The organism is Edaphobacter sp. 4G125 (assembly GCF_014274685.1).
In the GTDB taxonomy this organism is placed as follows: Bacteria; Acidobacteriota; Terriglobia; order Terriglobales; family Acidobacteriaceae; genus Edaphobacter.
Genome location: NZ_CP060393.1, coordinates 168,569 through 194,227, shown reverse-complemented (window position 1 = coordinate 194,227; position 25,659 = coordinate 168,569). Strand labels below are relative to the sequence as shown.

General features: G+C 55.1%; 26 protein-coding genes. 18 read left to right on the top strand and 8 right to left on the bottom strand.

All coding sequences use genetic code 11. The features are described 5' to 3' along the window. Positions 1-101: 101 nt before the first annotated feature. On the bottom strand, positions 102-551 hold the full coding sequence (locus H7846_RS00855) for a lysozyme (RefSeq protein ID WP_186694456.1): 450 nt from the start codon (positions 549-551) through the stop codon (positions 102-104). A 318-nt stretch (positions 552-869) separates the two neighbouring features. Between H7846_RS00855 and rpsU the strand changes: the two genes are divergently transcribed. The 4 genes from rpsU to H7846_RS00835 all read left to right on the top strand — a co-directional run bounded on the left by rpsU (position 870) and on the right by H7846_RS00835 (position 3,035). Further along, a complete protein-coding gene (gene rpsU / locus H7846_RS00850; protein WP_186694454.1) occupies positions 870-1,067 on the top strand; it encodes a 30S ribosomal protein S21 in 198 nt (65 codons plus the stop codon). A gap of 238 nt (positions 1,068-1,305) precedes the next feature. Beyond that, positions 1,306-1,731 (top strand): zinc-ribbon domain containing protein, encoded by a 426-nt coding sequence (locus H7846_RS00845; RefSeq protein WP_186694452.1) that lies wholly within the window; start codon positions 1,306-1,308, stop codon positions 1,729-1,731. Positions 1,732-1,780: 49 nt separating this feature from the next. Continuing rightward, the gene (locus tag H7846_RS00840) at positions 1,781-2,686 is read left to right on the top strand and encodes an MBL fold metallo-hydrolase (RefSeq protein ID WP_255460758.1); all 906 of its coding nucleotides are present in this window, start codon (positions 1,781-1,783) and stop codon (positions 2,684-2,686) included. 82 nt (positions 2,687-2,768) lie between these two features. Then, positions 2,769-3,035: a DUF2277 domain-containing protein gene (locus H7846_RS00835; RefSeq protein WP_186694448.1), complete on the top strand. Its 267-nt coding sequence runs from the start codon at positions 2,769-2,771 to the stop codon at positions 3,033-3,035. Positions 3,036-3,086: 51 nt separating this feature from the next. On the opposite strand, the gene H7846_RS00830 is transcribed toward H7846_RS00835, so the two are convergent. The 3 genes from H7846_RS00830 to H7846_RS00820 all read right to left on the bottom strand — a co-directional run bounded on the left by H7846_RS00830 (position 3,087) and on the right by H7846_RS00820 (position 6,546). Continuing rightward, positions 3,087-3,665, bottom strand: a complete 579-nt coding sequence (locus tag H7846_RS00830; RefSeq protein WP_186694447.1) for a PEP-CTERM sorting domain-containing protein — start codon at positions 3,663-3,665, stop codon at positions 3,087-3,089. A 336-nt stretch (positions 3,666-4,001) separates the two neighbouring features. Beyond that, complete coding sequence (locus H7846_RS00825; protein ID WP_186694445.1) at positions 4,002-5,222, bottom strand: beta propeller repeat protein; 1,221 nt, start codon at positions 5,220-5,222, stop codon at positions 4,002-4,004. A 76-nt stretch (positions 5,223-5,298) separates the two neighbouring features. After that, entirely contained in the window at positions 5,299-6,546 is a 1,248-nt protein-coding gene (locus tag H7846_RS00820) for an amidohydrolase/deacetylase family metallohydrolase (protein ID WP_186694443.1), read from the bottom strand. Between the two features lie 148 nt (positions 6,547-6,694). Here H7846_RS00820 and H7846_RS00815 point away from each other — a divergent pair, with 148 nt between their 5' ends. The 10 genes from H7846_RS00815 (at position 6,695) to H7846_RS00770 (ending at position 16,486) form a co-directional block, all read left to right on the top strand. Continuing rightward, positions 6,695-7,753, top strand: a complete 1,059-nt coding sequence (locus H7846_RS00815) for an NAD(P)-dependent alcohol dehydrogenase (RefSeq protein ID WP_186694441.1) — start codon at positions 6,695-6,697, stop codon at positions 7,751-7,753. Between the two features lie 2 nt (positions 7,754-7,755). Beyond that, positions 7,756-8,793, top strand: a complete 1,038-nt coding sequence (locus tag H7846_RS00810) for an AraC family transcriptional regulator (RefSeq protein ID WP_186694439.1) — start codon at positions 7,756-7,758, stop codon at positions 8,791-8,793. 36 nt (positions 8,794-8,829) lie between these two features. Continuing rightward, positions 8,830-9,060, top strand: coding sequence for a tautomerase family protein (locus H7846_RS00805; protein ID WP_186694437.1), 231 nt, complete (start codon positions 8,830-8,832; stop codon positions 9,058-9,060). 26 nt (positions 9,061-9,086) lie between these two features. Beyond that, positions 9,087-9,482 carry a (R)-mandelonitrile lyase gene (locus H7846_RS00800; RefSeq protein WP_186694435.1) on the top strand — a complete coding sequence of 132 codons (396 nt, stop codon included), beginning with the start codon at positions 9,087-9,089 and terminating at the stop codon, positions 9,480-9,482. Positions 9,483-9,555: 73 nt separating this feature from the next. Further along, a complete protein-coding gene (gene dnaG, locus H7846_RS00795; protein WP_186694433.1) occupies positions 9,556-11,358 on the top strand; it encodes a DNA primase in 1,803 nt (600 codons plus the stop codon). Positions 11,359-11,545: 187 nt separating this feature from the next. Continuing rightward, on the top strand, positions 11,546-12,943 hold the full coding sequence (locus tag H7846_RS00790) for a lipopolysaccharide biosynthesis protein (protein WP_186694431.1): 1,398 nt from the start codon (positions 11,546-11,548) through the stop codon (positions 12,941-12,943). A gap of 106 nt (positions 12,944-13,049) precedes the next feature. Then, on the top strand, positions 13,050-13,289 hold the full coding sequence (locus tag H7846_RS00785; protein ID WP_186694429.1) for an AbrB/MazE/SpoVT family DNA-binding domain-containing protein: 240 nt from the start codon (positions 13,050-13,052) through the stop codon (positions 13,287-13,289). A 36-nt stretch (positions 13,290-13,325) separates the two neighbouring features. After that, a complete protein-coding gene (locus tag H7846_RS00780; protein ID WP_186694427.1) occupies positions 13,326-13,571 on the top strand; it encodes a hypothetical protein in 246 nt (81 codons plus the stop codon). A 219-nt stretch (positions 13,572-13,790) separates the two neighbouring features. Then, positions 13,791-15,494: an RNA polymerase sigma factor RpoD gene (rpoD, locus tag H7846_RS00775; protein ID WP_186694425.1), complete on the top strand. Its 1,704-nt coding sequence runs from the start codon at positions 13,791-13,793 to the stop codon at positions 15,492-15,494. 197 nt (positions 15,495-15,691) lie between these two features. Then, a complete protein-coding gene (locus H7846_RS00770; RefSeq protein ID WP_222597533.1) occupies positions 15,692-16,486 on the top strand; it encodes a GIY-YIG nuclease family protein in 795 nt (264 codons plus the stop codon). Between the two features lie 26 nt (positions 16,487-16,512). Here the strand turns inward: H7846_RS00770 and H7846_RS00765 are convergent, their stop codons facing one another. After that, complete coding sequence (locus H7846_RS00765) at positions 16,513-17,052, bottom strand: DUF5615 family PIN-like protein (RefSeq protein ID WP_186694421.1); 540 nt, start codon at positions 17,050-17,052, stop codon at positions 16,513-16,515. Between the two features lie 673 nt (positions 17,053-17,725). Here H7846_RS00765 and H7846_RS00760 point away from each other — a divergent pair. Continuing rightward, the gene (locus H7846_RS00760) at positions 17,726-18,130 is read left to right on the top strand and encodes a cupin domain-containing protein (protein WP_255460757.1); all 405 of its coding nucleotides are present in this window, start codon (positions 17,726-17,728) and stop codon (positions 18,128-18,130) included. A gap of 127 nt (positions 18,131-18,257) precedes the next feature. Here H7846_RS00760 and H7846_RS00755 read toward each other — a convergent pair whose 3' ends face one another. Further along, positions 18,258-18,449 carry a DNA-directed RNA polymerase subunit omega gene (locus H7846_RS00755; protein ID WP_186694420.1) on the bottom strand — a complete coding sequence of 64 codons (192 nt, stop codon included), beginning with the start codon at positions 18,447-18,449 and terminating at the stop codon, positions 18,258-18,260. A gap of 483 nt (positions 18,450-18,932) precedes the next feature. Further along, on the bottom strand, positions 18,933-19,583 hold the full coding sequence (locus H7846_RS00750; RefSeq protein WP_186694418.1) for a TetR/AcrR family transcriptional regulator: 651 nt from the start codon (positions 19,581-19,583) through the stop codon (positions 18,933-18,935). Positions 19,584-19,665: 82 nt separating this feature from the next. Here H7846_RS00750 and H7846_RS00745 point away from each other — a divergent pair, with 82 nt between their 5' ends. From H7846_RS00745 to H7846_RS00735, 3 genes are all read left to right on the top strand, one after another. After that, entirely contained in the window at positions 19,666-20,544 is an 879-nt protein-coding gene (locus H7846_RS00745; protein WP_186694416.1) for an NmrA family NAD(P)-binding protein, read from the top strand. A gap of 372 nt (positions 20,545-20,916) precedes the next feature. Next, a complete protein-coding gene (locus H7846_RS00740; RefSeq protein WP_186694414.1) occupies positions 20,917-23,061 on the top strand; it encodes an outer membrane protein assembly factor BamB family protein in 2,145 nt (714 codons plus the stop codon). 153 nt (positions 23,062-23,214) lie between these two features. Next, the gene (locus H7846_RS00735) at positions 23,215-24,333 is read left to right on the top strand and encodes a lactonase family protein (RefSeq protein ID WP_222597532.1); all 1,119 of its coding nucleotides are present in this window, start codon (positions 23,215-23,217) and stop codon (positions 24,331-24,333) included. Positions 24,334-24,392: 59 nt separating this feature from the next. Here the strand turns inward: H7846_RS00735 and H7846_RS00730 are convergent, their stop codons facing one another. Beyond that, the gene (locus tag H7846_RS00730) at positions 24,393-25,409 is read right to left on the bottom strand and encodes an alcohol dehydrogenase (protein WP_186694412.1); all 1,017 of its coding nucleotides are present in this window, start codon (positions 25,407-25,409) and stop codon (positions 24,393-24,395) included. Between the last annotated feature and the right edge of the window lie 250 nt (positions 25,410-25,659).

Sequence of the window (25,659 nt, the reverse complement as noted above, 5' to 3'; positions counted from 1 at the left end):
ATAGGTGAGCCCCCTTGTATATAAACCTTGCAAAGTATTCCATAAACAATACTTAGCTTCGTACTTACCCAGGTAAGAGGCTTCCGAAGAGAGGCTCAGACTCAACTCGTCAAGGTCGAACTTTGGAATCGTTCTGCCTCTGCCTTCCGGCGTCGTGTCAGCCCCTTTACCTCTACACCCCCTACATGGTTCCAGCGCAGGAATTCGAGTGCCGCCTGCTCGAACTGTCTTGCATTCACGCAGCGAAGCAATGTCGATCCTGCCAGGTTCGAGCAGCCCAGGTTGAAGACGAAGTCCACCAGCGCATCGAACTGCCCCTGCGTCAGCGGGATTTTAATGAGGTGATGAACGCAGGTTTCCGCTTTGGCAATGTCTTCGCGTCGCCAGGCGTCGGCCTGTGTCTGAGAGCAGGCCGTGCCGGGCTTGACCTGCCCGGTATGGCCGTAACCGATGGTCCACACGCCAGCCTGGTCCTGGTAAGCCTCCAGAGAACAACCCTCAAACTGTTTTGTAAGTGCCAGACCTGCATCGCTATAGGTAAGATTTGCCATCGTTCTCCCTTGAAAAAGAAATGGGAGAGAAGCCGAATGGCTCTCTCCCATGCTGGATCGATTCGTTGTATCGCTGATTTAAGGATAACAATCGGCGGGTATCGAATCCGCACTTTGAAAAATGTTGCTTACTGCAATCGTTTGTGTGGTTTAGAGGACTTATCTTCTATGGCGACTATTGACAGGATTTCCAGACGCCAATTCTTCGCAGGTGAGAAGGGGAATCGAGCAATTTTCAAGGAAAAACCTTAAATGCAGTATGAACTTGGGGTATTCTGAAGGCTGTCCCTCTCTGGGTATGTTTGGAGGTGTTTTTCATTGGCAGAGGTTCGAGTTCAGGAAGGTGAACCGCTTGAGAATGCTCTTCGTCGCTTTAAGCGCAAGGTGCAGACCGAGGACATCATCAAGGAAGTCAAGCGTCACTCCTTCTATCTGAAGCCGGGCGAAAAGAGGCGCGTAAAAGAAGCCCTTGCCCGCAAGCGCAATCGTAAGAAGGTCCGCAAAGAGCAGGACTAACAAGTTTCACCTGAGGCCATCTCTCGCAGGTTACCAAAGAGAGATGGCCCAGCTTACCAAACCGACGATAGACTCCCGCTGTCGGCCGGTTCGCAGTCCGGTTGTATTGAAGTGCTTTCCGCCTCATGGCGGTTCCCAGGCGTTTAGATCATCTATCCGGCAGGTAGATTACTCACGGGAGATTCCAACAAAATTCCGCTTGAGCGTTTGCCTGTTCCGCAGATCGGGAGACGCGGTTATGGAATTCGTAGACAGGATCCTCACCTGTGCAGATTGTGGTGGAGAGTTCATCTTCACTGCGGGCGAACAACTCTTTTTCTTCGACAAACAATTCAAGAACGATCCAAAGCGGTGCAAACCTTGCAAGTTTAAGCGGGCAGGCGCAGCCGCGGCGCGTACCGGTTCCGGTCCTGCCGCAGCAGGCATCTCGCGTACAGAGACACGGACGAATTGTTCGGAGTGCGGAATCGAGACCACCGTTCCGTTTAAACCGACGCAGGGCCGACCAGTCCTGTGCCGTCAGTGCTTCAAGAACAAGCAGGCTACCCCAGTCAGCACCATGACGACAGAGCTTGTTGCAACTCACCCCCCGGCTGCAGCTCTGGTGGCGGGCAGCGCTGAGGCGATGTCCGTTGCAACCGGCGTACCTCGCCAAGCCGCCTGATCTGGCGGGTCAACCCAAAAGGGGTCATCCTGGCCGTACCATGGTCAGGATGATAGCTGAGTCTTCTTCTTCCCTTCCTGGCATTTCTGATCTGGTTCGCGCTCGCACGAAGCTTGGCAGCTTCGATCTAACCGTGTGCACGGACGGGCCCTACTGCCTCGACGGTGGAGCAATGTTTGGCGTGGTTCCGAAGACACTGTGGCAGAAGCGCGCCCCGGCAGACGAGTTAAACCGCATACTGCTTGGGTTGAACACGGTTGTCGTGCGTACCGGTTCCCATACGGTTGTGATCGAGACCGGGATCGGCAATAAGCAGAACGAGAAGATGCGCGAGATCCACCAGAATCAGGAGCTGCTTCCTACCTCTCTTGCTGCTGCGGGAGTGAAGCCGGAAGAGGTGGACATCGTCATCAACTCTCACCTGCATTTTGACCACTGCGGCTGGAACACGACACTTCATCCGGATGGTTCGGTGACCCCGACGTTTCCCCGCGCCCGTTACTTTGCGCATCGTGGTGAGGTGGAGCACGGACATCTGCAACTGGACCGCGACCGGGTCAGCTATCTTTCGCCCAACTACGATCCGCTGATCGAATCGGGGCAGATGACGCTGCTGACGACGGAAGGGATTGCGAAGAACCCGGAGATCGTTCCCGGGATCTCCGTCGAACTCTTCCCTGGGCATACGCGTCAGTTGATGGCTGTCCATATCGAGTCCGGTGGGCAGCACGCCTGCTACATCTCCGACCTGATTCCAACGACGGCGCATCTCGACCCTACGTGGGTGATGGGATACGATCTCGATCCGTTGGAAACAATCGCCCAACGCAAACGCTTCTATCAGAGGGCGATCCCGGAGAATTGGCTCGTACTTTTTACTCATGACCATCACACCCCGATGGCGCGAATTGAGTGGAACGAGAAGGGAAAGCCCGTGGTGAAAAGTGACCGATAGCGGGAGAGAAGATCAGGCACGGGCGTAAAGTTGAAGTACAAGGATCGATTGTTCGCCAATCTCTGCGCTGAAGGTTCTGCAAATGTGCCGGAATATCAGGATGCTCTTCAACTTCGACCCGCCCGTGACGGAAGATGAGATTCGGGCCGCTTCGCTGCAGTTTGTAAGAAAGATCAGCGGTTTCAATAAGCCCTCTAAGGCGAACGAAGCCGCATTTCTGGCAGCGATCGACGGAGTGGTTCATGTGTCGTCACAGCTTCTTGCCTCGCTCGAGACGACTGCGCCCCCGAAGAATCGCGAAGAAGAAGCTGCCAAAGCAAAGGCCCGCAGCGCGAATCGGTTTGGATAAAAAAGGGGGCCAGTTGTCTGGCCCCGCATGCATTCCGCCGAGGCGGAGAAGCTACACGCGCTGTTTCCTGTGTGCATGTATGGCCCGCAGTACAGTGAAAGCTCCAAAGAGACCTGTTCCAAAGAGCATTAGAGAAGAGGGTTCGGGAACCGGTGTGATTGTTCCGGCGACCTCGACATACGTCAGAGTTGGTCCGCCATCGTTTACGAGCATCCATGTGTCGCAGTCGGTTCCACAGTTGAGTGTGAAAACGCCGGACGAATTACTCGGGATTCGGATGCTGAACTGGTAAAGCTCGCTGGGATTGATCGCGTTATAGATGGTCGCGCTGACCAGGCCGGGCGGGGGCGGCGGTATCTGGATGTTGGTGGCGCCGGGGTTGGTGAAGGAGAAGGTCTTTCCCGAGGTGATGTCGTCAAAGACGAGATCAGCCGATACGAGGATTGAAGACGCATCGAAGGTCAGGGTTCCGGTGAGGGTGCCTACATCGGAGCCGGAATGAATCCCCGAAGTTGGCGTATCGGCCGAAAGCCAGTAGGTTCCGATGGGCAGCAGATCCGCATGGACGGCCGGGGTAAGGATCGCAAAAGAAGACAGAACGAGACAAAGAAGGAAGAGCTTCGTTCTCATGGAGGTTCTCCTGAGGAGAGATTTGAGAAACGCGGCCCGATTGGAGAGATGGAAGGACTGTAGCACCTGTCCGGAAGAAGGTCAAAGCTACGGAGCCAACTTGCTCGCTAGATTATTCAGAAAGTGTCATCCTGAGCGAAGTTTGGCGCACATTAACGCGCCAAACGCAGTCGAAGGATCTGCGGTCTTTCTGAAGTTCTATTGCTCAACCAAAGCAAACCACAGATCCTTCGACTACGCCCTTGCTCTCACAGGGCTCCGCTCAAGATGACACGTTTGATGAGGTCTCGTGGCTAATGACTCCGTAGCGAGAGTGGGATGTTGATAAAGCTGCGGTCACTTCTTGCGACGCTTCAGATGCGGCTCGCATGTATCGGAAAAAGGATTGATCAGGAACGTTCCCGCGACTCCCGAGACCAGAATGCTTCCGTCGGAGTTGATGTGCGAGGTGCGGAACTCTTCATTGGGAAGATCGTTGATCCTCCGCCAGGTTTCGCCGCGGTCGTCGCTGATGTAAACCCCGGTGAGAGAGGTGACCACTTCATGGTCTGGTTGTGCAGGATCAACCTCAACGCTATACGCCCGGATGTTGGAGCCTGCTTCGTCAGAGGTTCGATGCAGCAGGAAGTGAGCATTGGTCACGCGCTCGACCATGCCGGGACCTACAGGGTTGTAGATCCCCCAGCAGGCCGCAAGATGAAGTCCTCCCACCACATTCATGTTGTGGATTGCGGAGTCCGGCCCAACACCATCGATGCGACTCCACTTCATGCTGCGAAGGTTCAGCAGGTAGGCCTGATCGCCTGTCCCCACATAGAGAAAGCGAGGGTCAGCGCGCTTCGGCTCATCGAATTGGACAGAGAGGAGATCCATATCGGTGGGAATGGGAGGCAGGGGGCCATCCTCGACCCATGAGCCATCCCCGTCTTTGTGATAGGTAAAGAGCTTCGGGTCCAGATCGAAGTACCCATATCCGAGGATGAGGTGTTTGCCGTCGGAGGTCATCTGGACGATGTTTGCCCTGACAGGATCGCCCGGATGCTTTGCGATAGGAATTTTAGGAGGCGAATCCGGAACCTGCGGGCCGACGATTGTTTTCACCACCGGTGAAGATATGCTCGGCTGCGGAATGACCTCAAAGGCTCCTCGTTGGGTCGTGACGATAAAGGATGAACCGCCCGGTGAGATGCTCAATCCGTTTCGTATGCCCTCGCCGATGTGTTCGTCGAAATATCTCGAACCGATTCGCGCGACCTGGGACCATGTAGCGCCACCGTCCGTCGATTTCGAAATGTACATCGCTCGACTTTGCTGTGGCAGCGCATTGCTGAGATCAGTTGTGAGGCCCCAGATCACGTTTGGATTGTCGTTGGTGGGATCGCTGGCGATGGTTTCGATATATTCGCTGGCGAACTGATGACTTCCAGGGAGACTCGTGACGCGGTGGACGCGGCAGTTCTCCATGTCGTCAGCGACCGTCTGAACCTGCCCGTTCACGCTGAGAGGAAGGAGCAGCGGAACGAAGAGAAGGTACCGGCGAATATGTGGGATCGCCATAACCAGACCTTAACCTAAGGTTACTCCAGAGGATACGGAATGCAGTACCTCTGGAGTAAAGCTTCTGTCGAAAGGTTTATCGAGGTGAGTATTTCAGATGCCCTTCGCGCCAGGGCACAGCCGTGCGGGCGTTGAGGTCGAAGACAACATGACCGGCACGGACGGTCATCTCGGGCACAATGCGTTCGGTGCCGTCTACCTTACCTCCGGCAAGATCGGCATAACCGAAGTGTCCGTGATCAACACGAAGCACAGCGATGTCGGCTACGGAGCCAACTGCAATCTGGCCCAACTCAGGATGCCCAATCTCTGTCGCCGGGTTCGTCGTGGACTCGCGAATCACTTCCTTGAGCGGAACTCCGAGCGCAAGAATCTTGCTCATCACATTCGGCATATTCAGCATCACACCCGTGGCTGAGCCAATGTGGAGGTCGGTCGAGATCGAATCCGGGAAGAAGCCACCCTTGATCATCGGTTCGGCGAGAGCAAAGTTGAAGGATCCGCCGCCGTGTCCGACATCGAACTTGATGCCGCGCTTGCGTGCATCGAGCATGTAGGGTGCAGGTTTGCCATCGGGAGTGAGCAGCGGCGCAGGCATGCGGAAGACGTGTGTGCTGATGTCTCCCGGCCGCAGGATGGTGCGGATCATCTCCTCATACGATTTGTTGTCGAACCAGCCGAAGTCAACCATCACGGGAAGGTGATTGCGTGTGCCAGCTTCAACCGCCTTCCGGACCGAGATGAAGTTGGGTTGCTCCCAGTGTGCAGTCTTGATGCCCACGATGATGTCGCGGTTCTGCTCGATGAGTTTGGAGAGCGCATCGAGATCCATATCATGCTCGTTCTGCTCGGCGGCATCGTCGCTTGCGGCCATACCTGCGCCAACGATGTTGACGAAGGCAAAGATGCGCGTCTTCGAGGTGTCGATCACACGGCGGCGGAACTCAGGGAAGTCGCGCCAGCCGGAGGAGCCGGCATCCGCAATCGTTGTCACTCCATTGGGAGTGGCCATGACATCGGCCTGGACGGAGAGATCGCCATTCCCCCAGGCGTTATGACGAAGCCCGATAAAGACATGCTCGTGGATATCGACGAGTCCGGGGGTGAGGTAGAGGCCGGAGATGTCGACGGCCTGCTTGGCCGCGCTGGCAGGAATCGAAGGTTCAATCGCTGCGATCTTGCCATCGCGGACGGCGACGTCGAGCTTGGCATCGACGTTGTTCTTCGGATCGATGACGTGGCCGTTGCGGAGAACGAGATCGTACTGCTGTGCCTGTGCAGCAAGCGCGCAGGAGAGAAGGCTGAGAACCAGGATGCGAAGCATAAACGGCAGTATAGCCAAAGAGTTGCAGAAGTTTCAGGATCTCCAATCCCATGGCTCGAAGAAGTGAGTCAGAAAGTCTGGCGCGCTGTGCAGATAGAATGGCGGATTTTGCATATCGTGCCATACGTCCAACATCTAACGTAGAGGCATGAACAACGTAAAAGCCTACTCCGCTGCTAGTGCGAAATCGCCGCTCGCCCCCACCACGATCGCGCGGCGCGATCCAGCCGAGCACGACGTACAGATCGAGATTCTGTTCTGCGGAATCTGTCACTCCGATCTTCACTACGCTCGTAACGAGTGGAGTGACGTCATGCCGACGATCTACCCCTGCGTTCCCGGGCACGAGATCATAGGCCGCGTTACGAAGGTGGGCTATGCCGTCACCAAGTTCAAGCCTGGCGATCTTGCCGCTGTAGGTTGCCTGGTGGACTCCGACGGTACCTGCCCACAGTGCGAGGCCGGCCTGGAGCAGTTTTGCCCCAATATGGTGCTCACCTTCGGTTCGCAGGACAAACAGTTGGGAGGCGGAACCCTTGGCGGATATTCCGACACCATCGTCGTCGATGAGCATTTTGTTCTGCGTGTTCCATCGAACCTCGATCTTGCCGCGGCAGCTCCTCTGCTCTGCGCTGGAATCACGACCTACTCTCCACTGCGCCATTGGGGAGTAACCAAAGGCAAGAAGGTCGGCATCGTCGGTCTTGGCGGACTGGGCCACATGGGCGTGAAATTCGCCCATGCCTTCGGCGCTCATACCGTTGTCTTCACCACATCGCCCAGCAAGAAAGAGGATGCATTGCGCCTCGGAGCCGATGAAGTCGTGATCTCGCGCAATGCAGACGAGATGGCAAAGCATGTTGGCAGCTTCGACTTCATCCTCGATGCGGTCTCTGCTGACCACGACATTAATGCGTACATCAACCTGCTCCGGATCGATGGCAACCTCACTCTCGTTGGAGCACCCGATAAACCGCTCTCTATTCCTGCCTTTGGTCTGATCTTTGGACGTCGTAGCCTCTCCGGTTCGCCGATTGGCGGAATCGCCGAAACCCAGGAGATGCTCGACTTCTGCGGTGAGCACAACATTACCGCCGATGTGGAGGTCATCCCCATCCAGAAGGTCAACGAAGCTTACGAGAGACTGCTCAAGTCCGATGTGAAGTATCGCTTCACTATCGATATGGCCTCTTTACGGTCCGAGTAATCATGAATAAACGCTTTCGAGTTCCTGGCCGCCTCAATACGAAATTGGAAGAACTGGGCGTCCGTGTCTCTGACGTTTTGCGCAGAGCCGGACTCTCCCAGGACCTCTTTCAGCAGACACGCATTCTCTTAAGCACGGAGGAGTTCTTCGCCCTCTGGCGGTCCATCGGCGAGGTCAGCGGAGATCCTGCCATCAGCCTGAGGCTCGCTACCGAGACAAGGCCCGAGCGTTTTGATCCGCTGGGGATCGCTGTTCTCTCAACCGAGAACTTCGGCACAGCGATCAGTCACATGGCCCGCTATAAGAAGCTCTGCTGTCCGGAAGAGATCGTGCAGCATACGGATAAAGCGGAGTGGAGTATTCAGTTCAATTGGTTACTTGCACTTGGGATCGAGCCCCCAACGCTTACGGAGCATTGCTTTGCCTGGGTTCAAACGATTGGACGTCTGGGTACGGGCACAAATATCTCTCCGCTTCGTGTGGAGTTCATGCAGCCGCGTTCACATTCGAAGGTGATTGAGCGACACTTCGGCTGTTCCGTGATCAGTGGAGCAACTCGCAATGCCATTGTCTTTCGTGCCGCGGATGCGCAGGCTCCTTTCGTTACACGTAACGCCGAGCTGCTTGACATGCTTGCACCGCAGTTCGATCAGGAGCTTAAGCAACTTCGGCAGGGGGAAGAAGATCAGGAGAATTTTCCGGAACGAGTTCGTGGAGCGATTCAGGAGAAACTGACTGGCCATCGACCTTCCATCGACGACATTGCGCGTCGGCTGCATATGAGCTCGCGCACGTTACAGCGACGTCTGCAGGAATCCGGCTCCAGTTTCCAGCGTGTCCTCGACGAAGCGAGACATCAAATGGCGCGTTACTACCTCAGCAGCTCTGTTCTCGAGCTGAACGAAGCCGCCTACCTGCTTGGATACGAGGATGCGAACTCCTTTGTCCGTGCCTTCCGTACCTGGGAAGGCGTTCCTCCGGGACTTTGGCGCGAATCGTACCGGACCAAAGCAATGTCGCAGGAGAAGGTAATTCAGTAATCGATGCAATTAAAAAGTTTTTAAGGAGCAGAAACGATGCCTCATGTTGTCGTGAAGCTGTGGCCTGGAAAATCGGAACAACAAAAGAATAGGCTTGCCGCTGAAATAACCAACAACATCATGTCCGTTCTGAACTATGGAGAGGAGTCGGTCTCCGTAGCATTTGAAGAGGTTAAGGCGCAGGATTGGACAGAGAAGGTCTATAAACCAGATATCCAGGATCAGTGGGACAAGCTTTACAAGAAGCCCGGCTACGACCCATTTTGAAGAATATTGCGAATCGAGGATTAACGATGGAGATCAAAAGAGTCGGCACACAACCTTCCGCGAAGGGTCCATCCGAGTGGTTCACCGGCACGGTGCGAATCGATCCACTCTTTCAGGCTCCTGATCCCGCTTTTGTGCAGGGCGCCAGCGTCACCTTCGAACCCGGCGCCCGGACCGCGTGGCATACGCATCCGCTCGGCCAAACTCTGATCGTCACCTCTGGTTGCGGCTGGGTTCAGCGGGAAGGTGGTCCCGTCGAGGAGATCCTTCCCGGTGATGTCGTCTGGTTCGCACCTAACGAGCGCCACTGGCACGGAGCTGCGCCGACGACAGCCATGACCCATATCGCCATTCAGGAGAGACTCGACGGTAAGGTTGTCGATTGGATGGAGCATGTCAGCGACGAACAGTACCGAAGGTAGCATTCATATCGGCGTTATTGACTTGAACGAGTGTTAAGCCTTAAAGCCAATCGACTACACTGAATCTTCAGCGGTGTCCGATAATTTTTCCCAACTCGTCAAGCAGCAGACTGATATCGTGCGCATTGTCGGCGAGTATGTGAAGCTGCGAAAGACAGGAGCGCAGAACTACACTGGCCTCTGTCCCTTCCACAAAGAGAAGACAGGATCTTTTTCGGTCAACGCGACGCATGGCTACTTCTACTGCTTTGGCTGTCACGAAAAAGGGGATGTCTTCACCTTTGTGATGAAGCTCGAGAATCTGAGCTTTCCCGAAGCAGTCCGCTTTGTCGCGCAGAAGATGGGAATTCCACTTCCCAAGCGTGAGTTCACCTCTCCGGAAGAGGCTCGCGAAGCGGGATTGCGTCGTCAGCTTCTCGACATCCACGAAGCCGCAACACAGTACTTTGAGGCTGCGTTGAAGTCTCCGGAGGCCGCACGCGCACGCGAGTATCTCACCAGTCGTGGAGTTACAGCCGAAACCATCCAGAAGTTTCGCATCGGCTATGCGCCGGACGACTTCAATCACATGCGCAACTCGCTCAGCCCGCACTTCTCCGAAGAGGTGCTTCGTTCCAGCGGACTCTTCAAATGGAAGGAGCAGGCCGACGGCTCGGCAGGGCAGCTCTACGCGGGTTTTCGCAAGCGCATCATGTTTCCTATTGCGAACGAGCAAGGGAAGACCATCGCCTTTACCGGCCGCGCACTCGACACGCAGGATGAGAAGGGCCGCGATATCGCCAAGTACATGAACTCGCCGGAAGGCCCCATTTATACCAAGGGCCACGTGCTGTTCAATCTCGATAAGGCGCGGCAGGAGATTCGCAATCTCGGCTTCGCTCTTCTTGTCGAAGGCCAGATGGACTGCATTTCCGTCTACATGGCCGGCATTCGCAATGTCATTGCGACCTCGGGCACTGCCTTTACCGAAGCACAGGTGCGTCTGCTCTCGCGCTTCACGCCGAATAAACAGGTCATCCTGAACTTCGATCCCGACACGGCTGGCCGCAATGCCGCGGAAAAAGCCGGGGCCATGCTCGTCGAAGAAGGCTTCGATGTCCGCATCGTTCTGCTCGAAGACGGTCTTGATCCCGATCGCTTTATCCGTGAGCGTGGGTTACAGAGCTATACAGGAGCGGTGCGCAGCGCGCATCGTTATATGGACTACCTCATCGAACGAGCTCGCCAGGAGTTTCCTGCACGCACTCCGGAAGCCAAGGTCAAGGCGATGAACTTCCTGCTTCCGCACATCCGGCGTATCCCATCGCCGTTACAACGCGACGAGTTCGCCGCTGATGCCGCACAGAAGCTCGGCATCGATTCCGCGATCCTTCGTCAGGAGCTTCGCCAGGCAGCGATTCAACGTGCCGAAAGCGTGCGCTCGCACAGCCACGATCCTGCCAGCGAGATCGAGCGCATCCTTCTCCGTGCACTCGTATTGCCGGAAAACGATTCCGCGCGCCAGTTAGCGTCGGCCCGTCTTTCTGAGCATCCTGAGTGGTACGACGGTCTGCCTTCCTCGCCGATTCTTGAAGCACTCACGTTGGCCCCCGCGCCTGAAAATCCCCTTGATGTTGCACCCGATCAGCCCAGTCGAGTGCTGCTGGCCCGCGCTCTTCATCACCACGAGCCTGCCGAGGGACTTATCTCCTCTCCCCCCTCTCTCTCCGAGCAGGTAGAAGATGCGCTGCATACTCTTGAGCGGCGTTATCTCGAACGTCGCCAGCGCGAGATGCGCATCCTGATCGCCGAGGCGGAGCGCCGTAACGACCAGGAGATGCTGGGGAAGTTGCTGCAAGAACGGCTTCAGCTTGATCGTCGTCTTCGCGAGTACTGACATTGTCGTAACAGTTGGATTGCTACAATGAATAGCGATGGCCAGCTTCTTGACCCTCTTCTCTGAGATCTCCACTTCCAGGCACGCAGAGATTCCGGAGATTTTTCCTGTCCACCTCCCCAAACCGGCTCGTCTCTACGACAGGGTCGCTCTCTCCCCAGCGACGTCAGGCTGAGATCGGAACTGCATGGACGCATCAACCAAACGACGGCTCGCCTTAGGCTTTCTGTCCAACTGGATCAGCAAACTTGCGACCACCATCATTCAGCTGGTCCAGGTACCTGTCTTTCTGCACTTCTGGAGCGTTCCCCTTTACGGCGAGTGGATGATCGTCATCGCTGTGCCCTCGTACCTGAACGTCAGCAATTTCGGTTTCGGAAGCGTCGCTGGCAACGAGATGAGCATGATGGCCGCACGTGGAGACCGCGAAGGTGCCCTGCGCGTCTTCCAGAGCTGCTGGTGGTTCATCACGCTCATCTGCCTGGCCTGCATGGCGCTTCTTGCCGGAGTGCTGTACTTCCTTCCCGCCGCCCGCCTGCTCAAGCTGCACGAGATCAACGAAACCGATGCCAAGTGGATCATTTTTTATCTCGGTTGCTCCGTCCTGCTGGGCCAGCTTGAAACTCTGTTGCAATCGGCCTATCGCTGCATCGGCCGTTATCCCTACGGCTCATTCCTGAAGAGCATGTTTTCGCTTGTCGCCTTCGCGCTGATGCTGGTCCCGGTCTGCATGGGGGGAGGAGCCCGCGAGACAGCTCTCGTCTTCGCTGCTGCAAACATCGTGATTACCCTGGTGCTTTGCGTCATGGTGAAACGCGATATTCCCTGGATCCGCTATGGATGGGAGCACGCAACCTTCTCGGAAATTAAGCGTCTTAGCGGTCCTGCGTTTGCCTTCATGGCCTTTCCCATCGGCATTGCGATCAATCTTCAAGGAACCCTGATGGCCGTGGGATACGCCCTTGGTCCCACCGCCGTCGTCATCTTTGGAACCGCCCGCACCGTCTCCCGCGTAGCCTTGCAGATGGTGCAGATGATCAACAACACCTTCTGGCCGGAGCTGTCGCACGCCTTTGGACTCAAGGACATGGCCCTGACCCGCACCCTGCACCGCCGCGCCTGCCAGATGGGACTTATCGTCGCCTTTGCCGTTGTTGCCGCGGTGGTCATGCTTGGCCCCTGGTTCCTAAATCACTGGACCGGAGGTCACGTTCCCCCGGAGCGGACCCTGCTCAGCATCCTGCTCGCAGTTGTCGTTGCTTATTCGCTCTGGTCTACCAGCTCCACCCTGCTGACGGCCGTCAATCTGCACCAAAGACTGGCGGCGTGGTATTTGTTCGGCACTAGTGTGACCGTCGTCGTGACCTACCTGGCAGCGAAGTATGGTGATCTCAATTGGGCCGCAGCCTCACTGCTGCTCTCCGAGCTAGTGATGAATTTCTATGTCCTGCCGGCCTCGCTTCGGCTCTCGGACGATACCTTCCCGGCATTTGTTGCTAGCATGTTGCACTATCCACAATCTTTACGCCCGGCAGCCCTGATGGCTCGCCTTCGCCGCTCGCGACCCTCTTCGCTGGCATCTTGAATTAGCAGCAAAACCTTGAATGTGTCATCCTGAGCGAAGCCTCTCGTGGCATTTCGCGAGAGGCGTAGTCGAAGGATCTGCTGTTAGTCCGTTGAGAGGAGGAAGAATGGCGATAGTCAAAATAATCAGCATTGGCGATGAACTCGGAGTCGTTCTCCCGCCTGAAAGCCTGAAACACCTTAATGTGAGGGTTGGAGATACTCTTTACCTGACAGAGCAGGCAAATGGCATACATCTTTCTTCTATCGAGCCCGAGATGCGCAAAGCGATAAGTTGTGTGATGCGCGAACACCGTGATGTTTTGAAGCGTCTCGCGGACACAGAAGACCCTGAACATCCTGTGTAAATTCATATTTAACAGGAATTTACAATCCATATAGCCATGCCTCGCCACAGAACCACAGATCCCGGCTTCACCAATCCTCACGGTCAGGTCGTCATCCGTCGCACTGGATTTCCCTCCGAGAGCTTTCCCGGCCAGACCATCTACCACCTTCGTTGCAGCCACTGCGGACACGATTATGGCTCCAACGGCACTGATATCCACGCCCGCCGCTGTCCCGCACACCAGGGCGGAGCCCGTGGAGAGCCCCTGCGCGACCCGCCACCGAATCTTTTCTCCGCCTGAGTCGTCTAAATACTGTGGTATCCTGTGATTCGCTGGGGAAGTACGCCCTTAGAATGCCGAACCTCTCGGAAGGTCTCTCGGCTTGGCCATAGCGGTCTAAACCGCTCTCTGCTCCCTGCCATTACGGAACAACCCAGGGATAAGTCCGCCCGGATACTACAGGAGCTCGCCTGAGCGGCATCCCAAATAAAGATTATTTTTGCAGGAGCGCGCACCCTCGTGGCCGAAGAACTCGACAAGTACGAAGAAGACGTAGACCGCATTATTGAGACCGGGAAGGAAAAGGGCTATCTGACCTACGGCGAAGTGAACGACCTTCTGCCGGGCGATATTACCACCCCCGACGATCTCGACGATCTGCTCACCACCATTAACACCCAGGGCATCGATGTGCTCTCGGGAGACAAGTACGACCGCGACAAGTACGACTCCGAGATGGGCGAAGAGTCGGAAGACGTCGAGCTCGATCTCTCACCCGGTCAGCTGGAAAAGACCAACGACCCTGTCCGCATGTACCTGCGCGAGATGGGAACCGTCCCGCTGCTTACCCGCGAGGGCGAAGTCGAAATCGCCAAGCGCATCGAGCGCGGCCAGATGCGCGTGATGAAGGCCATCTCGCGTTCGCCGATTGTCATTCGCGAGATCACCGCCCTCGGCGAAGATCTCCGCCGCGGCGTCCGCAACATCAAGGAAGTCGTCACCTTCGATGAAGAAGAACTTACCGAAGAGATTCTGCAGGCACGCGTCAAGCAGACCGTCGGTCGCATCGATGTCCTCCTGAAACACCAGAAGAAGATCGCGCAGCTCGAAGAAAAGCTTGCCGCTCCGCATGGCAAGGACGCCAAGGCCAAGGCGAAGGATGTGCGTAAGAACCGCTGGCTCATCGGCCGCGAGCACGTCTTCATCAACCGTATCGTCCGCGAGCTGAAGTACACCAACGCCGAGAAGAAGCGCCTGCTCGATAAGGTCAACAAGACCGTCGACTCCATGCGCACCCTCGAGCGCCAGATCAAGACCCTCGAGAGCAAGCACGAAGCCTCGAAGTCTGAAGAGCTCAAGAAGGAATACAAGCGCCAGCAGAAGAACTGCCGCGTCGACCTCGAGCGCCTCGAAGAGGATGCAGGCATCTCGCTCGTCGATCTCAAGCGCACTCAGCGCGAGATGATCCAGGGCGACATGGACGCCGAGCGCGCCAAGCGCGAGCTGATCGAAGCCAATCTTCGCCTCGTCGTCTCCATCGCGAAGAAGTACACCAATCGCGGTCTTCAGTTCCTCGACCTGATTCAGGAGGGCAACATCGGCCTGATGAAGGCGGTCGACAAGTTCGAGTACCGCCGCGGTTACAAATTCTCGACCTATGCCACCTGGTGGATCCGGCAGGCCATCACTCGAGCCATCGCCGACCAGGCCCGCACCATCCGTATCCCGGTGCACATGATCGAGACCATCAACAAGCTCATCCGCACCTCGCGTCAGCTCGTGCAAGAGCTTGGCCGCGAAGCCTCGTCGGAAGAGATCGCACGTCGCATGGACATCCCGGTCGCGAAGGTCCGCAAGGTCCTCAAGATCGCGCAAGAGCCCATCTCGCTCGAGACCCCCATCGGAGAAGAGGAAGACTCGCACCTTGGCGACTTCATCGAAGACCGCATGGCCGTCTCGCCCAGCGATGCGGTCATCAGCGTCAACCTCAAGGAGTACACTTCGCAGGTTCTCCGCACCCTGACGCCGCGCGAAGAGCGCGTCATCAAGATGCGCTTCGGCCTCGAGGACGGCTCCGAACACACGCTTGAAGAAGTCGGCCAGAGCTTCCAGGTCACTCGCGAGCGCATCCGCCAGATCGAAGCCAAGGCCCTCCGCAAACTCCGCCACCCCAGCCGATCCCGCAAGCTGAAGGCGTTCGTGGATGGCGTGAAGGAAGTCTAAGTAACATCAATTCAGAACACCAAGAAGGCCGCGAGCAATCGCGGCCTTCTTGTACGTCTATACTGCTTTCCATGTCGACTGGCAGATCTATAAGACTTTTTCTGGTAGATGGGACGCCAACCGGACTCCTGACTGCAGAAATCCCCAATTGGACAGGCCACGTTCTGGTTGCGCCTCGCACTCGAATTCAGGAGGCTTTGGTACGACCAGAGGCCCTAAAAACAGGCGTTTATTTTTTAGTTGGTGAGGAAGCAGGTCGTTCCATTGTTTATGTTGGAGAGGGAGATTGCATAGCAGACAGAGTTAAAAAACACGCCAAAGATGTCGACAAAGAGTTTTGGGAGCGGGTTTGTCTTATTACGTCAAAGGACGTGAATCTGACTAAAGCGCACGTTAGATATTTAGAGAGTCGCTTAGTGCAAATCATTAGCAATAGTGGTCGAGCACAAATTGTGAATGGGAATGAACCACCTTCTGGATCTCTGCCTGAGGCAGACTTGTCTGGTATGGAGTTTTTTCTTTTACAGATTCAAATTCTCTTACCAACTGTAGGCATGGAATTCCTAAGGGCTAAGCCCTCGATTTCACCTCCCACAATAGCTTCTAGTTCCAACTTGATATCTGACACAACGCTGACACCATCTCCACGCGTACTGCTCACTCTTAACCACCTCAGCAGTGGTGTTGCTGCACGCGCATACTATGAAGACGGCGAGATTGTGGTTTTAGAAGGTTCTACAGGGACGGGTAGTGTCTTTAAGGTCAATCAATATGCACCTCTGCGACAACAATTGCTCGATGAGGGGAAACTCGAAAAATTACCAGACGGTGGAATTCGCTTTTTAGCTGATGTGGTATTTCGAAGCCCTTCGGCAGCAGCGGCTGTTCTGAATAACCGCAATTCGTCAGGCCCCCGCGAGTGGAGACTCGAAGACGGCCAAACGCTTGGTGAATGGCGAGACGCCCTATTAGAAGGATCTGTCAAAATCTAGTATGTACTAGAACATTTTCAAAACGCTTACGCCTCTGTTTTTTCTACCCATTCTTGGATTTGCCCCCGAAAGATCCGATATTTCGAACGAGCAGTTGTGCCATTAAGAAAACGCGCGGATTCTGTCCATGAGCTGCGCGATGCTTCGATTTTCATCCACTTGCCATAGAACTGAGGGGCCTCGAACATTCTTGTAAGACAGCGAAAGGCTGCACGGATTTCGGCAATCGACCCCTCACCAAAGTCGAAAACCACGATAACCGGGCAATGAATAAGAGGAAAACGGCGATTATCGAGATAGTCGCGGTCGCAGCTGACCAGTACGTATCTATTGCGAAGAGCGTACGCGGCGTGATTTTCGTCGGGATGAGCACGCAGTCTAACCTCTTGTACTGTTTTTACGGAGGAACCCATGCCACGAAGTACTTCAGTTGCTTTCATTGGAAAGTTTTCGTCCGCGTAAAACCGCACTTTGGCACGGCGTTTTCGATAGTCTTCGACTTGTGCGATCTCCGCTTTAGACGGAGGATCTCGCCTAGATACTTCAGCAGAATCTACCCATCCCATGATTCACCTCAAAGACTCCAGTGGAACAATTCGAGGTCGTGTACCCATTCATACAGCCTTAGCGCATGATTGGACATTAGAGCGAAGCTCGAACCGCCTTGCTTAAGGGCACGGCTTTAGCCGTGCCGAAACAAGCAGCCGCGAAAGCGGCTACCGCTCTGCCGAAGGCTGGAGTGAAGTCCGAAGGGCGGAACGACCGAATTGCCTTTCAATAAATAAGCCCCATATCGAGCAGCCATTCAAGGCGAGACATCCCGAAAACCCTGTCAAGCCCCCAACCCGCGAAAAACTATCCCCCAAATCTCCTATCTAAAACCATCCAAATCACTTCTTCGCCAGAAAATAAGCCGGCTAAAAGTGTGAACTACCAGAGCCCGATTTTCTACAATAGAAGTAGCTCAACAAAGCAAATCCCGGCATCCGCCGGGGCTTCTTGTTGATCCAGTAAATAATCTATTTCCAATACTTTGCGAGCATCCCAAGTCGATTTACTTGGATATTCTCCTTTGGTGCGCCCGAAGTCCAGACCTAAATAATCTGCTTTGAATACTTTGCACAAAACAAGGGGGTGCCCACATAGACGACGATACAAGCAATGCCGGGTACCCATGAATGGGCATTCGAGCGAAGCCCTGTTGAGTCATCATAAACATGGAAAAGAAAGAGAGAATCCTTGTCTACCGAGACACGTTTCTTCGACATCGCCGCCCTCGCCCGCACGCTACCCGAGACGGCCGAGACCATGCTCACCGACCTGCGCCTGACCGACGAGCACGACGCCAGCTGCCGCATCTTTCGCGTCTACCGTGCCGTGCCTGCTCACTACCACACCAGCTCCGACGAGTACCTCTACGTCCTCACCGGCCGCGCAGAGATCCACATCGAAGGCTCCGAACCGCGCATCATCGGCCCTGGTGAGTTGGTCTTCTTCAAGAAGAACACCGTGCATGCCATGCCACGCATCGTCGAGGAGCCCTACATCGTGCTCGCCATCGACACACCACGCCGCCCGCCCGAGGACGTCCACTTCGTGAACCCCGCCGACGGCACGCCCGCAAGCTTCATCAAAACTTACTAGCCGTTCACGTGTCGAAGGTTGTTCTTCCGATCAGGCCGTACTCCTCCAGCAGTTTGCCGATGCTTCTGGTGCCCCATTCATGCCGCACGCATGAGTGGGATCAGTCGAGCGCAGCTCGAACCCTGGTTTACGAAACCTTGGTAGGCTTGACGGTCGCCACCGGCGAATCCGCAGCGATCTTCTCGAACGCGCTATTGATCGTGTCCTGAGGGTTTTGCGAGGGGACATGCATCCGGCGTGTGGCCTTCGCCGCCGTCTGGCAGAGCTGATAGCTGTTCGAGAGAGTCTTTTTGGCACGAAAAATCGCTTCAGAACGCATGATGCCTCCGATACTTCTTTACGGCGGATCAGATTTTCCTTGTTTTTCTCTGAAGCGCGGGTGAACTGCAGCGTCTTAATCGTCGGCAGACCATTGCTGCCAAACGCTGGCGAGGCTTCAGTCTATACCTATCCGGTTGCAATCGCATCCAAACAAAAATAACTTTCAACCTCGAAAAACGCTCTGGGCGAGCAACTGCCCGTAGTCATGCCTCAGCAACTCGGATCAGACGTCCTGGACGTGCCGCAAGTGCGAAGCTTTAGCCGCGATGCCGGGGGCTCCATTTATGCCTACGGCATGAATGAGACTATTCGAGCGAAACCGGAGTCCCGGCGGAACTTGCTCGCTGGGGTGGAAAGCTCGAGCCGCTCTACTTTAGGGTATGGCTTTAGAGCCTGCCCTGAGCGAAGTCGAAGGGTGCCATAACGTTCTGTGAAGAGAAGGGCTTTAGCCCCTTGATTCAGGCATTTCATCTTCGACAAGTTAAGAAACACGGCTAGTCGGCAGCGACTCAATCAGATCCATAACGGCCTTGCGAATCAACTTCAGATCGACCTCTGGCGCGATGGCCTCGCGATCAAGGCTTTTGATCAATGGATCGATGCCAAAGAGTGCCCGGGGAAGATGTGGATAAAGGGTCTGTCCAAGAAGCCTGTGCGTCGCCTCAACACTGGCCCGGGTCGAGATCCCAAAGGTTGTCTTCAAGTAGGCGCTCAGGAAGGTCTCGACCTGCGTGAACAGCACGTCGAAGTACTGCGCCGCTCCCTCGGGAAACCTCGCAGTTTCCGCCATGCTCACGCGGCACATCTGAATCCCCTTCTCGTAGAGCAGGGCCTCAAGGTACCGGCCACAGAACATCACCAGCGCCTCCGCAGGTTTGTCTGAATAGTCGCCGGGTATCTTCAATCTGCCAAGAAAGAGTCCGCGTACCAGCTCGATCACCGCCAGGAATAGCTTCTCTTTGCTCTCGAAGTGAGCATACAGAGACCGCTTCGAGGTCTCCGCGCGCGCGGCGACCACATCCATCGATGCCCGCTCGAACCCCATCTCCAGAAACACATCCTTGGCGATCCAGAGGATATGTTCGCGCAGCTTTTCGCCTCGTCTTGCTCCGGTGGTGGTTGTTGGTCTCATTCGTTTGACAGCAAGTATACGGTACGGTAGAGTCTCGTTAAGTAAACGGTACAGTATAGTTTACTTAAAACGGAGAATCCTCATGATCGTCGTCACCACGCCCACAGGAAAAATCGGATCGCAGGTCGTTCAAAATCTTCTTGCCGCCAACGAGGCGGTACGTGTCATCGTTCGTGACCCAGCCAGACTCGCCCTGGAAGTCCAGGGCAAGGTCGAAGTTATACAGGGCTCCAGCGACGACGAAAGTGTATTGTCTAGAGCCTTTCAAGGTGCAGAGAGCCTCTTCCTCGTTGTCCCTCCTTCGTTCGCAACGAACAACGTCAGGGAAAACTATCTGCAATTCGCTCGACCCGCGGCCCGCGCAATCAAAAAACAGGGAGTGAAGCGGGTCGTCGCTGTATCAGCGCTGGGGAGAGGACTTCCTATGGATGGGGGAGTAGTCTCCGACTCCTTCGCGAAGGACGAAGAGATCGAGAGATCCGGCGTCGACTTTCGCGCTCTCTGGTGCCCCGGTTTCATGGAGAACATGCTCATGCAGATAGACGCTCTCAAGCATCAGGGAATGTTCTTTCTCCCTTCTCGCCCTGATGTAAAGGTTCCCTATGTTGCCACACGCGACATCGCGTCAGTCGGAGCCAGACTTCTTCGCGATCGCTCCTGGACAGGACAGGGAGGTGTCGCAATATTGGGGCCGGAGAATCTGTCCATCAACGACATGGCCGCCATCATGACCGAGGTCCTGGGAAAGCCGATCACCTACCAACAACTTCTTCCAGATGTTTACAAAGACCAGCTCTTGAAGTTTGGAGCAAGTGAGCACTTCGCGGACAGATTAGTAATCATGTACGCAGCTAAGAGCAACGGCCTCGATAATGCTGAGCCAAGAACTCCGGAAAATACGACCCCGACCAGCTTCCGCCAGTGGTGCGAAGAGGTCCTGAAGCCTGCCGTTCTTGGCTAATAAGTCAAAAGATCGCGTGTCAAGTCCTTAAACCGCGTAATTAACTCATAACAAGCAAGATAGAGATTGCAGATTCAGTCCATCTCGTTTGCTAAACTTGAAATAGACCAGAAAAAGCAGTGGCCCCGAAGAATCCGGGGCCATCTTGTTTGTTATCAATATTTTGCCGATAAACCCTTTCTGGTCAATATTTTGCATTGGAGATGCCAGGCTAAATATTTCAGAATCAATATTTTGCACCAAAACAGAGGAGGGGGCTCTTACTCTCATAGCAAAGGTAAGGTTTCTATGAAAAAGGGTGAACAAAGAATCAGAAGTGACTTATTTAGACAGACGCAATTCACCTCTGAACTTTTGTTGTAGAAGGGATGCATGCCTCGCCATCCATCTCTCCTATGTTCCTGGCAAAGTCTTGCGTTTGCTCTGATCATCGCTTCCCCCTGGAACATTGCTCACGCTCAGGCCAAAGGCAACAGCAACGATTGGCCGGCCTATGGAGGCGGTCCCGACTCCATCCACTACTCGACGCTCTCGCAGATCACCCGCGAGAACGTGAAGGATTTGAAAGTGGCCTGGACTTTTGACACAGGCGACGCGACGCCCGGCGTTCATACCGAGCTCGAAGCGACGCCCATCAAAATTGGCGACACGCTTTACCTCATCAGCCCGAAGGTTCGTCTCTTCGCCATCGATGCCGCGACCGGAAAACAGAAGTGGGTCTTCGATCCCAGCGAAGGTCGCAAGATCATCGGCAGTACACGAAATCGCGGCATCACCTACTGGACCGATGGCAAAGGCGATGAACGCATCTTCGTCTCGATGCGCCAGTATCTCTACGCTGTGAATGCCAGGACCGGAAAACTGATCTCGAGCTTCGGCGACCAGGGCAAGGTCGATCTTCGCGAAGGACTGGGCCACGAGGGCGAAGGACTGTCCGTAGGCTTATCGACCCCCGGAACCATCTATAAGGACCTGCTGATCTGCGGCAGCATCGTCTCCGAGCAGCTCCCGGCCTATCCCGGTGACATTCGGGCCTTCGATGTACGCACTGGCAAGATCCGCTGGCAGTTCCACACTATCCCGCATCCAGGTGAGTTCGGCTACGATACTTGGCCCAAGGATGCGTGGAAGTACAGCGGCGCAGCCAACAACTGGGCTGGGCTCAGCATCGATATCAAGCGTGGTATCGTCTTCGCTCCACTCGGTTCTGCTTCTTCCGATTTCTATGGAGCAGACCGACCGGGGAATGATCTCTTTGCCGATTCTCTCGTCGCGCTCGATGCCAACACCGGAAAGCGCATCTGGCACTTCCAGACGGTACACCACGACCTTTGGGACCGCGACCTGAATGCTCCTCCCACGCTGGTGACGCTGCACAAGGACGGCAAGACCATCGATGCCGTCGCGCAGACAACGAAGTCCGGCTACGTCTTCATCTTCGACCGTGCTACAGGAAAACCTGTGTATCCCATCGAGGAGAAGAAGTATCCCAAGAGCGATATTCCCGGCGAGTGGACCTCGCCAACGCAGCCGCTGCCTGTCGCTCCTCCTCCGTTTGCGCGTCAACGTATGGATGAAAAGGACCTGACCACCCGTACCCCAAAGGCCCACGAAGAGGCACTGGAGCAGTTCAAAAAAATCAGGAGCGATGGGCAGTTTATTCCTGGAAGCCTGCAAGGCACGATCATCTTTCCGGGTTTCGATGGCGGGCAGGAATGGGGTGGCCCGGCCTTCGATCCGGAGACCGGATATCTCTACGTCAACACAAACGAAATGGCCTGGGTGCTCAAAATCGTAAAGCGTCCTCCGCAAGCCGCTGTTGCCAGCGGCAAGACGCTCTACGAAAGCACCTGCGCGCAATGCCACAAAGCGGATCGCAGCGGCACCCCTCCGGACTTTCCCTCGCTTCAGGATATTGATCAGAAATATACGGAGCAGGAGGTTGCGCAGATCATCCATGGTGGCAACGGTCGTATGCCGGCATTTCCCAATCTCAGCAATCCGGAGGCTGGAGCCATCGCCCGCTATGTGATCAACGGCGCAGATGATCTCGTGATGGCCGCCAGATTACAGACGCCGCCTGCTGAATATCAGATCGCCGGGTATCCCAAATTTCTTGATTCAGAAGGCTATCCCGCGATCACACCGCCCTGGGGACAGCTCTCCGCAATCGATTTAAATAAAGGAAAAATCGTTTGGCAGATTCCTTTTGGAGAATATCCTGCGCTCGTCGCGAAGGGGCAGGCCAACACTGGCTCCGAAAATTACGGCGGAGGCATCGTCACCGCGAACGGTCTGTTCTTCATCGCAGCCACTAACTACGACAAGAAGTTCCGCGTCTTCGACAAAGCAACAGGCAAGCTGTTGTGGGAAACGACGCTACCCGCCGCAGGGAACGCCACACCAGCGATGTATGAAGCTGATGGACGGCAGTTCGTGGTAATCGCAGCAGGCGGCGGAAAATCGAACGATCCGTCCGGTGGTAGCTATGTAGCTTTTGCGCTGCCGAAAAAATAGAGGTGAGATGCAAGCTGTTAAGTCGAAAGAAAATTACAAGATTGCGAAAAGTTTGTGACAACGCTTACCGAGCGAAAAATCTAAATTCATAGCGTCAATAGAGATTGCACATCTCTGATCGTATAGCTGTGCTCCTCGCTAAGGAGGCAAGACATGAAGTCGAAACACCCCCTCTCCGCTCGAACTCATGTGTTGGGCCTGGTGCTATGGATGATGATTTTTGTTACAGCGGATGCAGCCCTTGCTCAGAATCATTCCTTTATTCAGCCTCTCAATACGATAACGACCATCAGTACGACGGTACCGGGAAATGGCGACCAAAATCCCTACGGGGTCGCCCGGGTTCCGGAGACAAAGGGCAAACTCATTGAAGGCAACTTTCTAATTAGTAATTTCAACAATGGAGCGAATAAGCAGGGAATAGGAACAACAATCGTTCAAATCGCTCCGGATGGAACATCCAATCTCTTCTCCCAGATCGACCCATCCAAAATCTCCTGTCCAGGAGGCGTTGGGCTGACAACTGCTCTCGTCGCACTACGCAGTGGGTTTGTCATTGTTGGAAGTCTACCTACAACCGATGGCACTGCGGCAACCGCCGGGGCAGGCTGCCTCATCGTTTTGAATAGCATGGGCGATGTGGTGGAGACGTTTTCAGACCATCACCTGAACGGGCCGTGGGACATGACCGCGCTCGATGGAGGCGTTCTCGCCGTTCTATTCGTCACAAATGTGCTGAATGGAACCGTGGCCGCAAATGGAAACGTTGTGAATGAAGGAAGTGTGGTTCGGTTGCTGTTGGCAACTCTTGATGGGCAATCCCCTCAGTTACTGGATAGTACTGTTATTGCTTCCGGTTTTCCTGAGCGCTCTGATCCTGCTGCGCTTGTCATTGGACCGACAGGAGTTGTATTCGACGATCTCACAGGGAATCTATATGTCGCAGATAGCCTTGCCAATCGCATAGCAGCAATTCCGAATGCACTCTTCCGCACAAATGTGTCGAAGGGCCGCACGGTGTCCGAAGGAGGGTCGCTCAATGACCCATTGGGCATGACGCTCACCCCCAATCATCACCTGGTGTCTGCGAATGGAAACGACGGAAACCTCGTCGAAATAAACCCTGAAACGGGCCGCCAGATTGCGGTGAAACTCGTAGATAACTCCGGCGGACCGCCTCCAGGAGCAGGTGCATTGTTCGGCTTGATCGCGGTCCCCGATGGTGTCTATTTCGTCGACGATGCTACCAACACGTTCAATTTCCTTCACTGATCACTGGTGATTCCAGCACACTGGCGGGGCAGGCTTCAAAGCCTGCCCAAATGCGATGCTTACTCCATGGTCATTACAACCCGAAACCGTGCTTTCCCGCTCATCATCCGGTCATAGGCTTCCTTGTACTGCTCAAATTTGTAGACTTCGTTTATTGAGCGAACACCCTCGAGAAGGCTGAAGTTTAGCGTATCTTCTGAATCGATCGAGGTCCCTGAATACCACCCTTGTACCGACTGAGAGTTCAGGATCATCTGAATCGCTGGAACCTCTACCTTCGGTACCGCGCCGACAATCATGAAGGTTCCTTTCACGCCGAGACCGCCCATCGCTGCTGCCATTGCATCCGCGTTTGTAACGGTGGCGAGTACAACCTTCGCTCCGCCTAGCCTCTGCAACTCGGCCGCCGGATCCTGAGTCTGGTTATCAATATAGATGTCAGAGCCCAGCTTCTTTGCCAGCTCGGCTTTGTCAGCTCCACGCGCAATCGCGACTGTCTTCATTCCCATCTTTGCTGCATATTGCACGCCGAGATGTCCCAATCCACCTAATCCAAGCACCGCAACTACATCGCCCGGCTGCGCACCCGCATTACGCAAGCAATTGAACGTCGTTACTCCGGCGCACATCAGCGGAGCTGCTTCTGCTGCACTTAATCCTTCAGGAACCTCCGCCAACCCAATCGCAGGAGCCACGATGTACTCCGCGTAACCACCGTCGAAGCTCACCCCAGTCGTCTGCAGATCGTTCGTACAAGCAAAGAAGTTTCCACGACGACAGTTATGACAATAACCACAGTTGCCGCCATGCCAGCCGATACCAACGCGCTGGCCAACCTTCCATCCCTTAGTGCCCTCGCCCAGCTTGTCCACGACACCAACCACCTCATGGCCCGGCACGCGCGGATACTGAATTCCCGGAAACAAGCCTTCTTTGGTCACAGAGTCGCTATGACAGATTCCGCACGCGTGCACCTTCACTCGAACCTTACCTGGTCCGGGCTCCGGAATCTCCCGTTCCACCAACTCCCACTCGCCACCAGCTTTGGGAACCTGCACGGCACGCATCTTCGCCATAAGACTCTCCTTTTACACAATGTAAAAAATGAACTGCTGAGCCCGTTGCTTCTGCGTTATACGACATTCGATCAACGCTGGCATAATAGCTCAGTCGAACCCTGCAGAGAATCTGAAAACAAGACTCTTATCGTGTTATGAGAGCTCTGTCGCGTTTCATATATCGAGCGCTCGACCACTTCCATGCGGGTTCGCCGTACGGCTTTCAGACAGAGACAGGCAATCGTCAGTACCACGATAAGCAGCAGAA

Coding starts and splice junctions, on each gene's coding strand:
- H7846_RS00855 (WP_186694456.1), bottom strand. CDS start 551: ATGGCAAATCTTACCTATAGCGATGCAGGTCTGGCACTTACAAAACAG.
- H7846_RS00845 (WP_186694452.1), top strand. CDS start 1,306: ATGGAATTCGTAGACAGGATCCTCACCTGTGCAGATTGTGGTGGAGAG.
- H7846_RS00840 (WP_255460758.1), top strand. CDS start 1,781: ATGATAGCTGAGTCTTCTTCTTCCCTTCCTGGCATTTCTGATCTGGTT.
- H7846_RS00835 (WP_186694448.1), top strand. CDS start 2,769: ATGTGCCGGAATATCAGGATGCTCTTCAACTTCGACCCGCCCGTGACG.
- H7846_RS00830 (WP_186694447.1), bottom strand. CDS start 3,665: ATGAGAACGAAGCTCTTCCTTCTTTGTCTCGTTCTGTCTTCTTTTGCG.
- H7846_RS00825 (WP_186694445.1), bottom strand. CDS start 5,222: ATGGCGATCCCACATATTCGCCGGTACCTTCTCTTCGTTCCGCTGCTC.
- H7846_RS00820 (WP_186694443.1), bottom strand. CDS start 6,546: ATGCTTCGCATCCTGGTTCTCAGCCTTCTCTCCTGCGCGCTTGCTGCA.
- H7846_RS00815 (WP_186694441.1), top strand. CDS start 6,695: ATGAACAACGTAAAAGCCTACTCCGCTGCTAGTGCGAAATCGCCGCTC.
- H7846_RS00810 (WP_186694439.1), top strand. CDS start 7,756: ATGAATAAACGCTTTCGAGTTCCTGGCCGCCTCAATACGAAATTGGAA.
- H7846_RS00805 (WP_186694437.1), top strand. CDS start 8,830: ATGCCTCATGTTGTCGTGAAGCTGTGGCCTGGAAAATCGGAACAACAA.
- H7846_RS00800 (WP_186694435.1), top strand. CDS start 9,087: ATGGAGATCAAAAGAGTCGGCACACAACCTTCCGCGAAGGGTCCATCC.
- H7846_RS00790 (WP_186694431.1), top strand. CDS start 11,546: ATGGACGCATCAACCAAACGACGGCTCGCCTTAGGCTTTCTGTCCAAC.
- H7846_RS00785 (WP_186694429.1), top strand. CDS start 13,050: ATGGCGATAGTCAAAATAATCAGCATTGGCGATGAACTCGGAGTCGTT.
- H7846_RS00780 (WP_186694427.1), top strand. CDS start 13,326: ATGCCTCGCCACAGAACCACAGATCCCGGCTTCACCAATCCTCACGGT.
- H7846_RS00765 (WP_186694421.1), bottom strand. CDS start 17,052: ATGGGATGGGTAGATTCTGCTGAAGTATCTAGGCGAGATCCTCCGTCT.
- H7846_RS00755 (WP_186694420.1), bottom strand. CDS start 18,449: ATGCGTTCTGAAGCGATTTTTCGTGCCAAAAAGACTCTCTCGAACAGC.
- H7846_RS00750 (WP_186694418.1), bottom strand. CDS start 19,583: ATGAGACCAACAACCACCACCGGAGCAAGACGAGGCGAAAAGCTGCGC.
- H7846_RS00745 (WP_186694416.1), top strand. CDS start 19,666: ATGATCGTCGTCACCACGCCCACAGGAAAAATCGGATCGCAGGTCGTT.
- H7846_RS00740 (WP_186694414.1), top strand. CDS start 20,917: ATGCCTCGCCATCCATCTCTCCTATGTTCCTGGCAAAGTCTTGCGTTT.
- H7846_RS00735 (WP_222597532.1), top strand. CDS start 23,215: ATGAAGTCGAAACACCCCCTCTCCGCTCGAACTCATGTGTTGGGCCTG.
- H7846_RS00730 (WP_186694412.1), bottom strand. CDS start 25,409: ATGGCGAAGATGCGTGCCGTGCAGGTTCCCAAAGCTGGTGGCGAGTGG.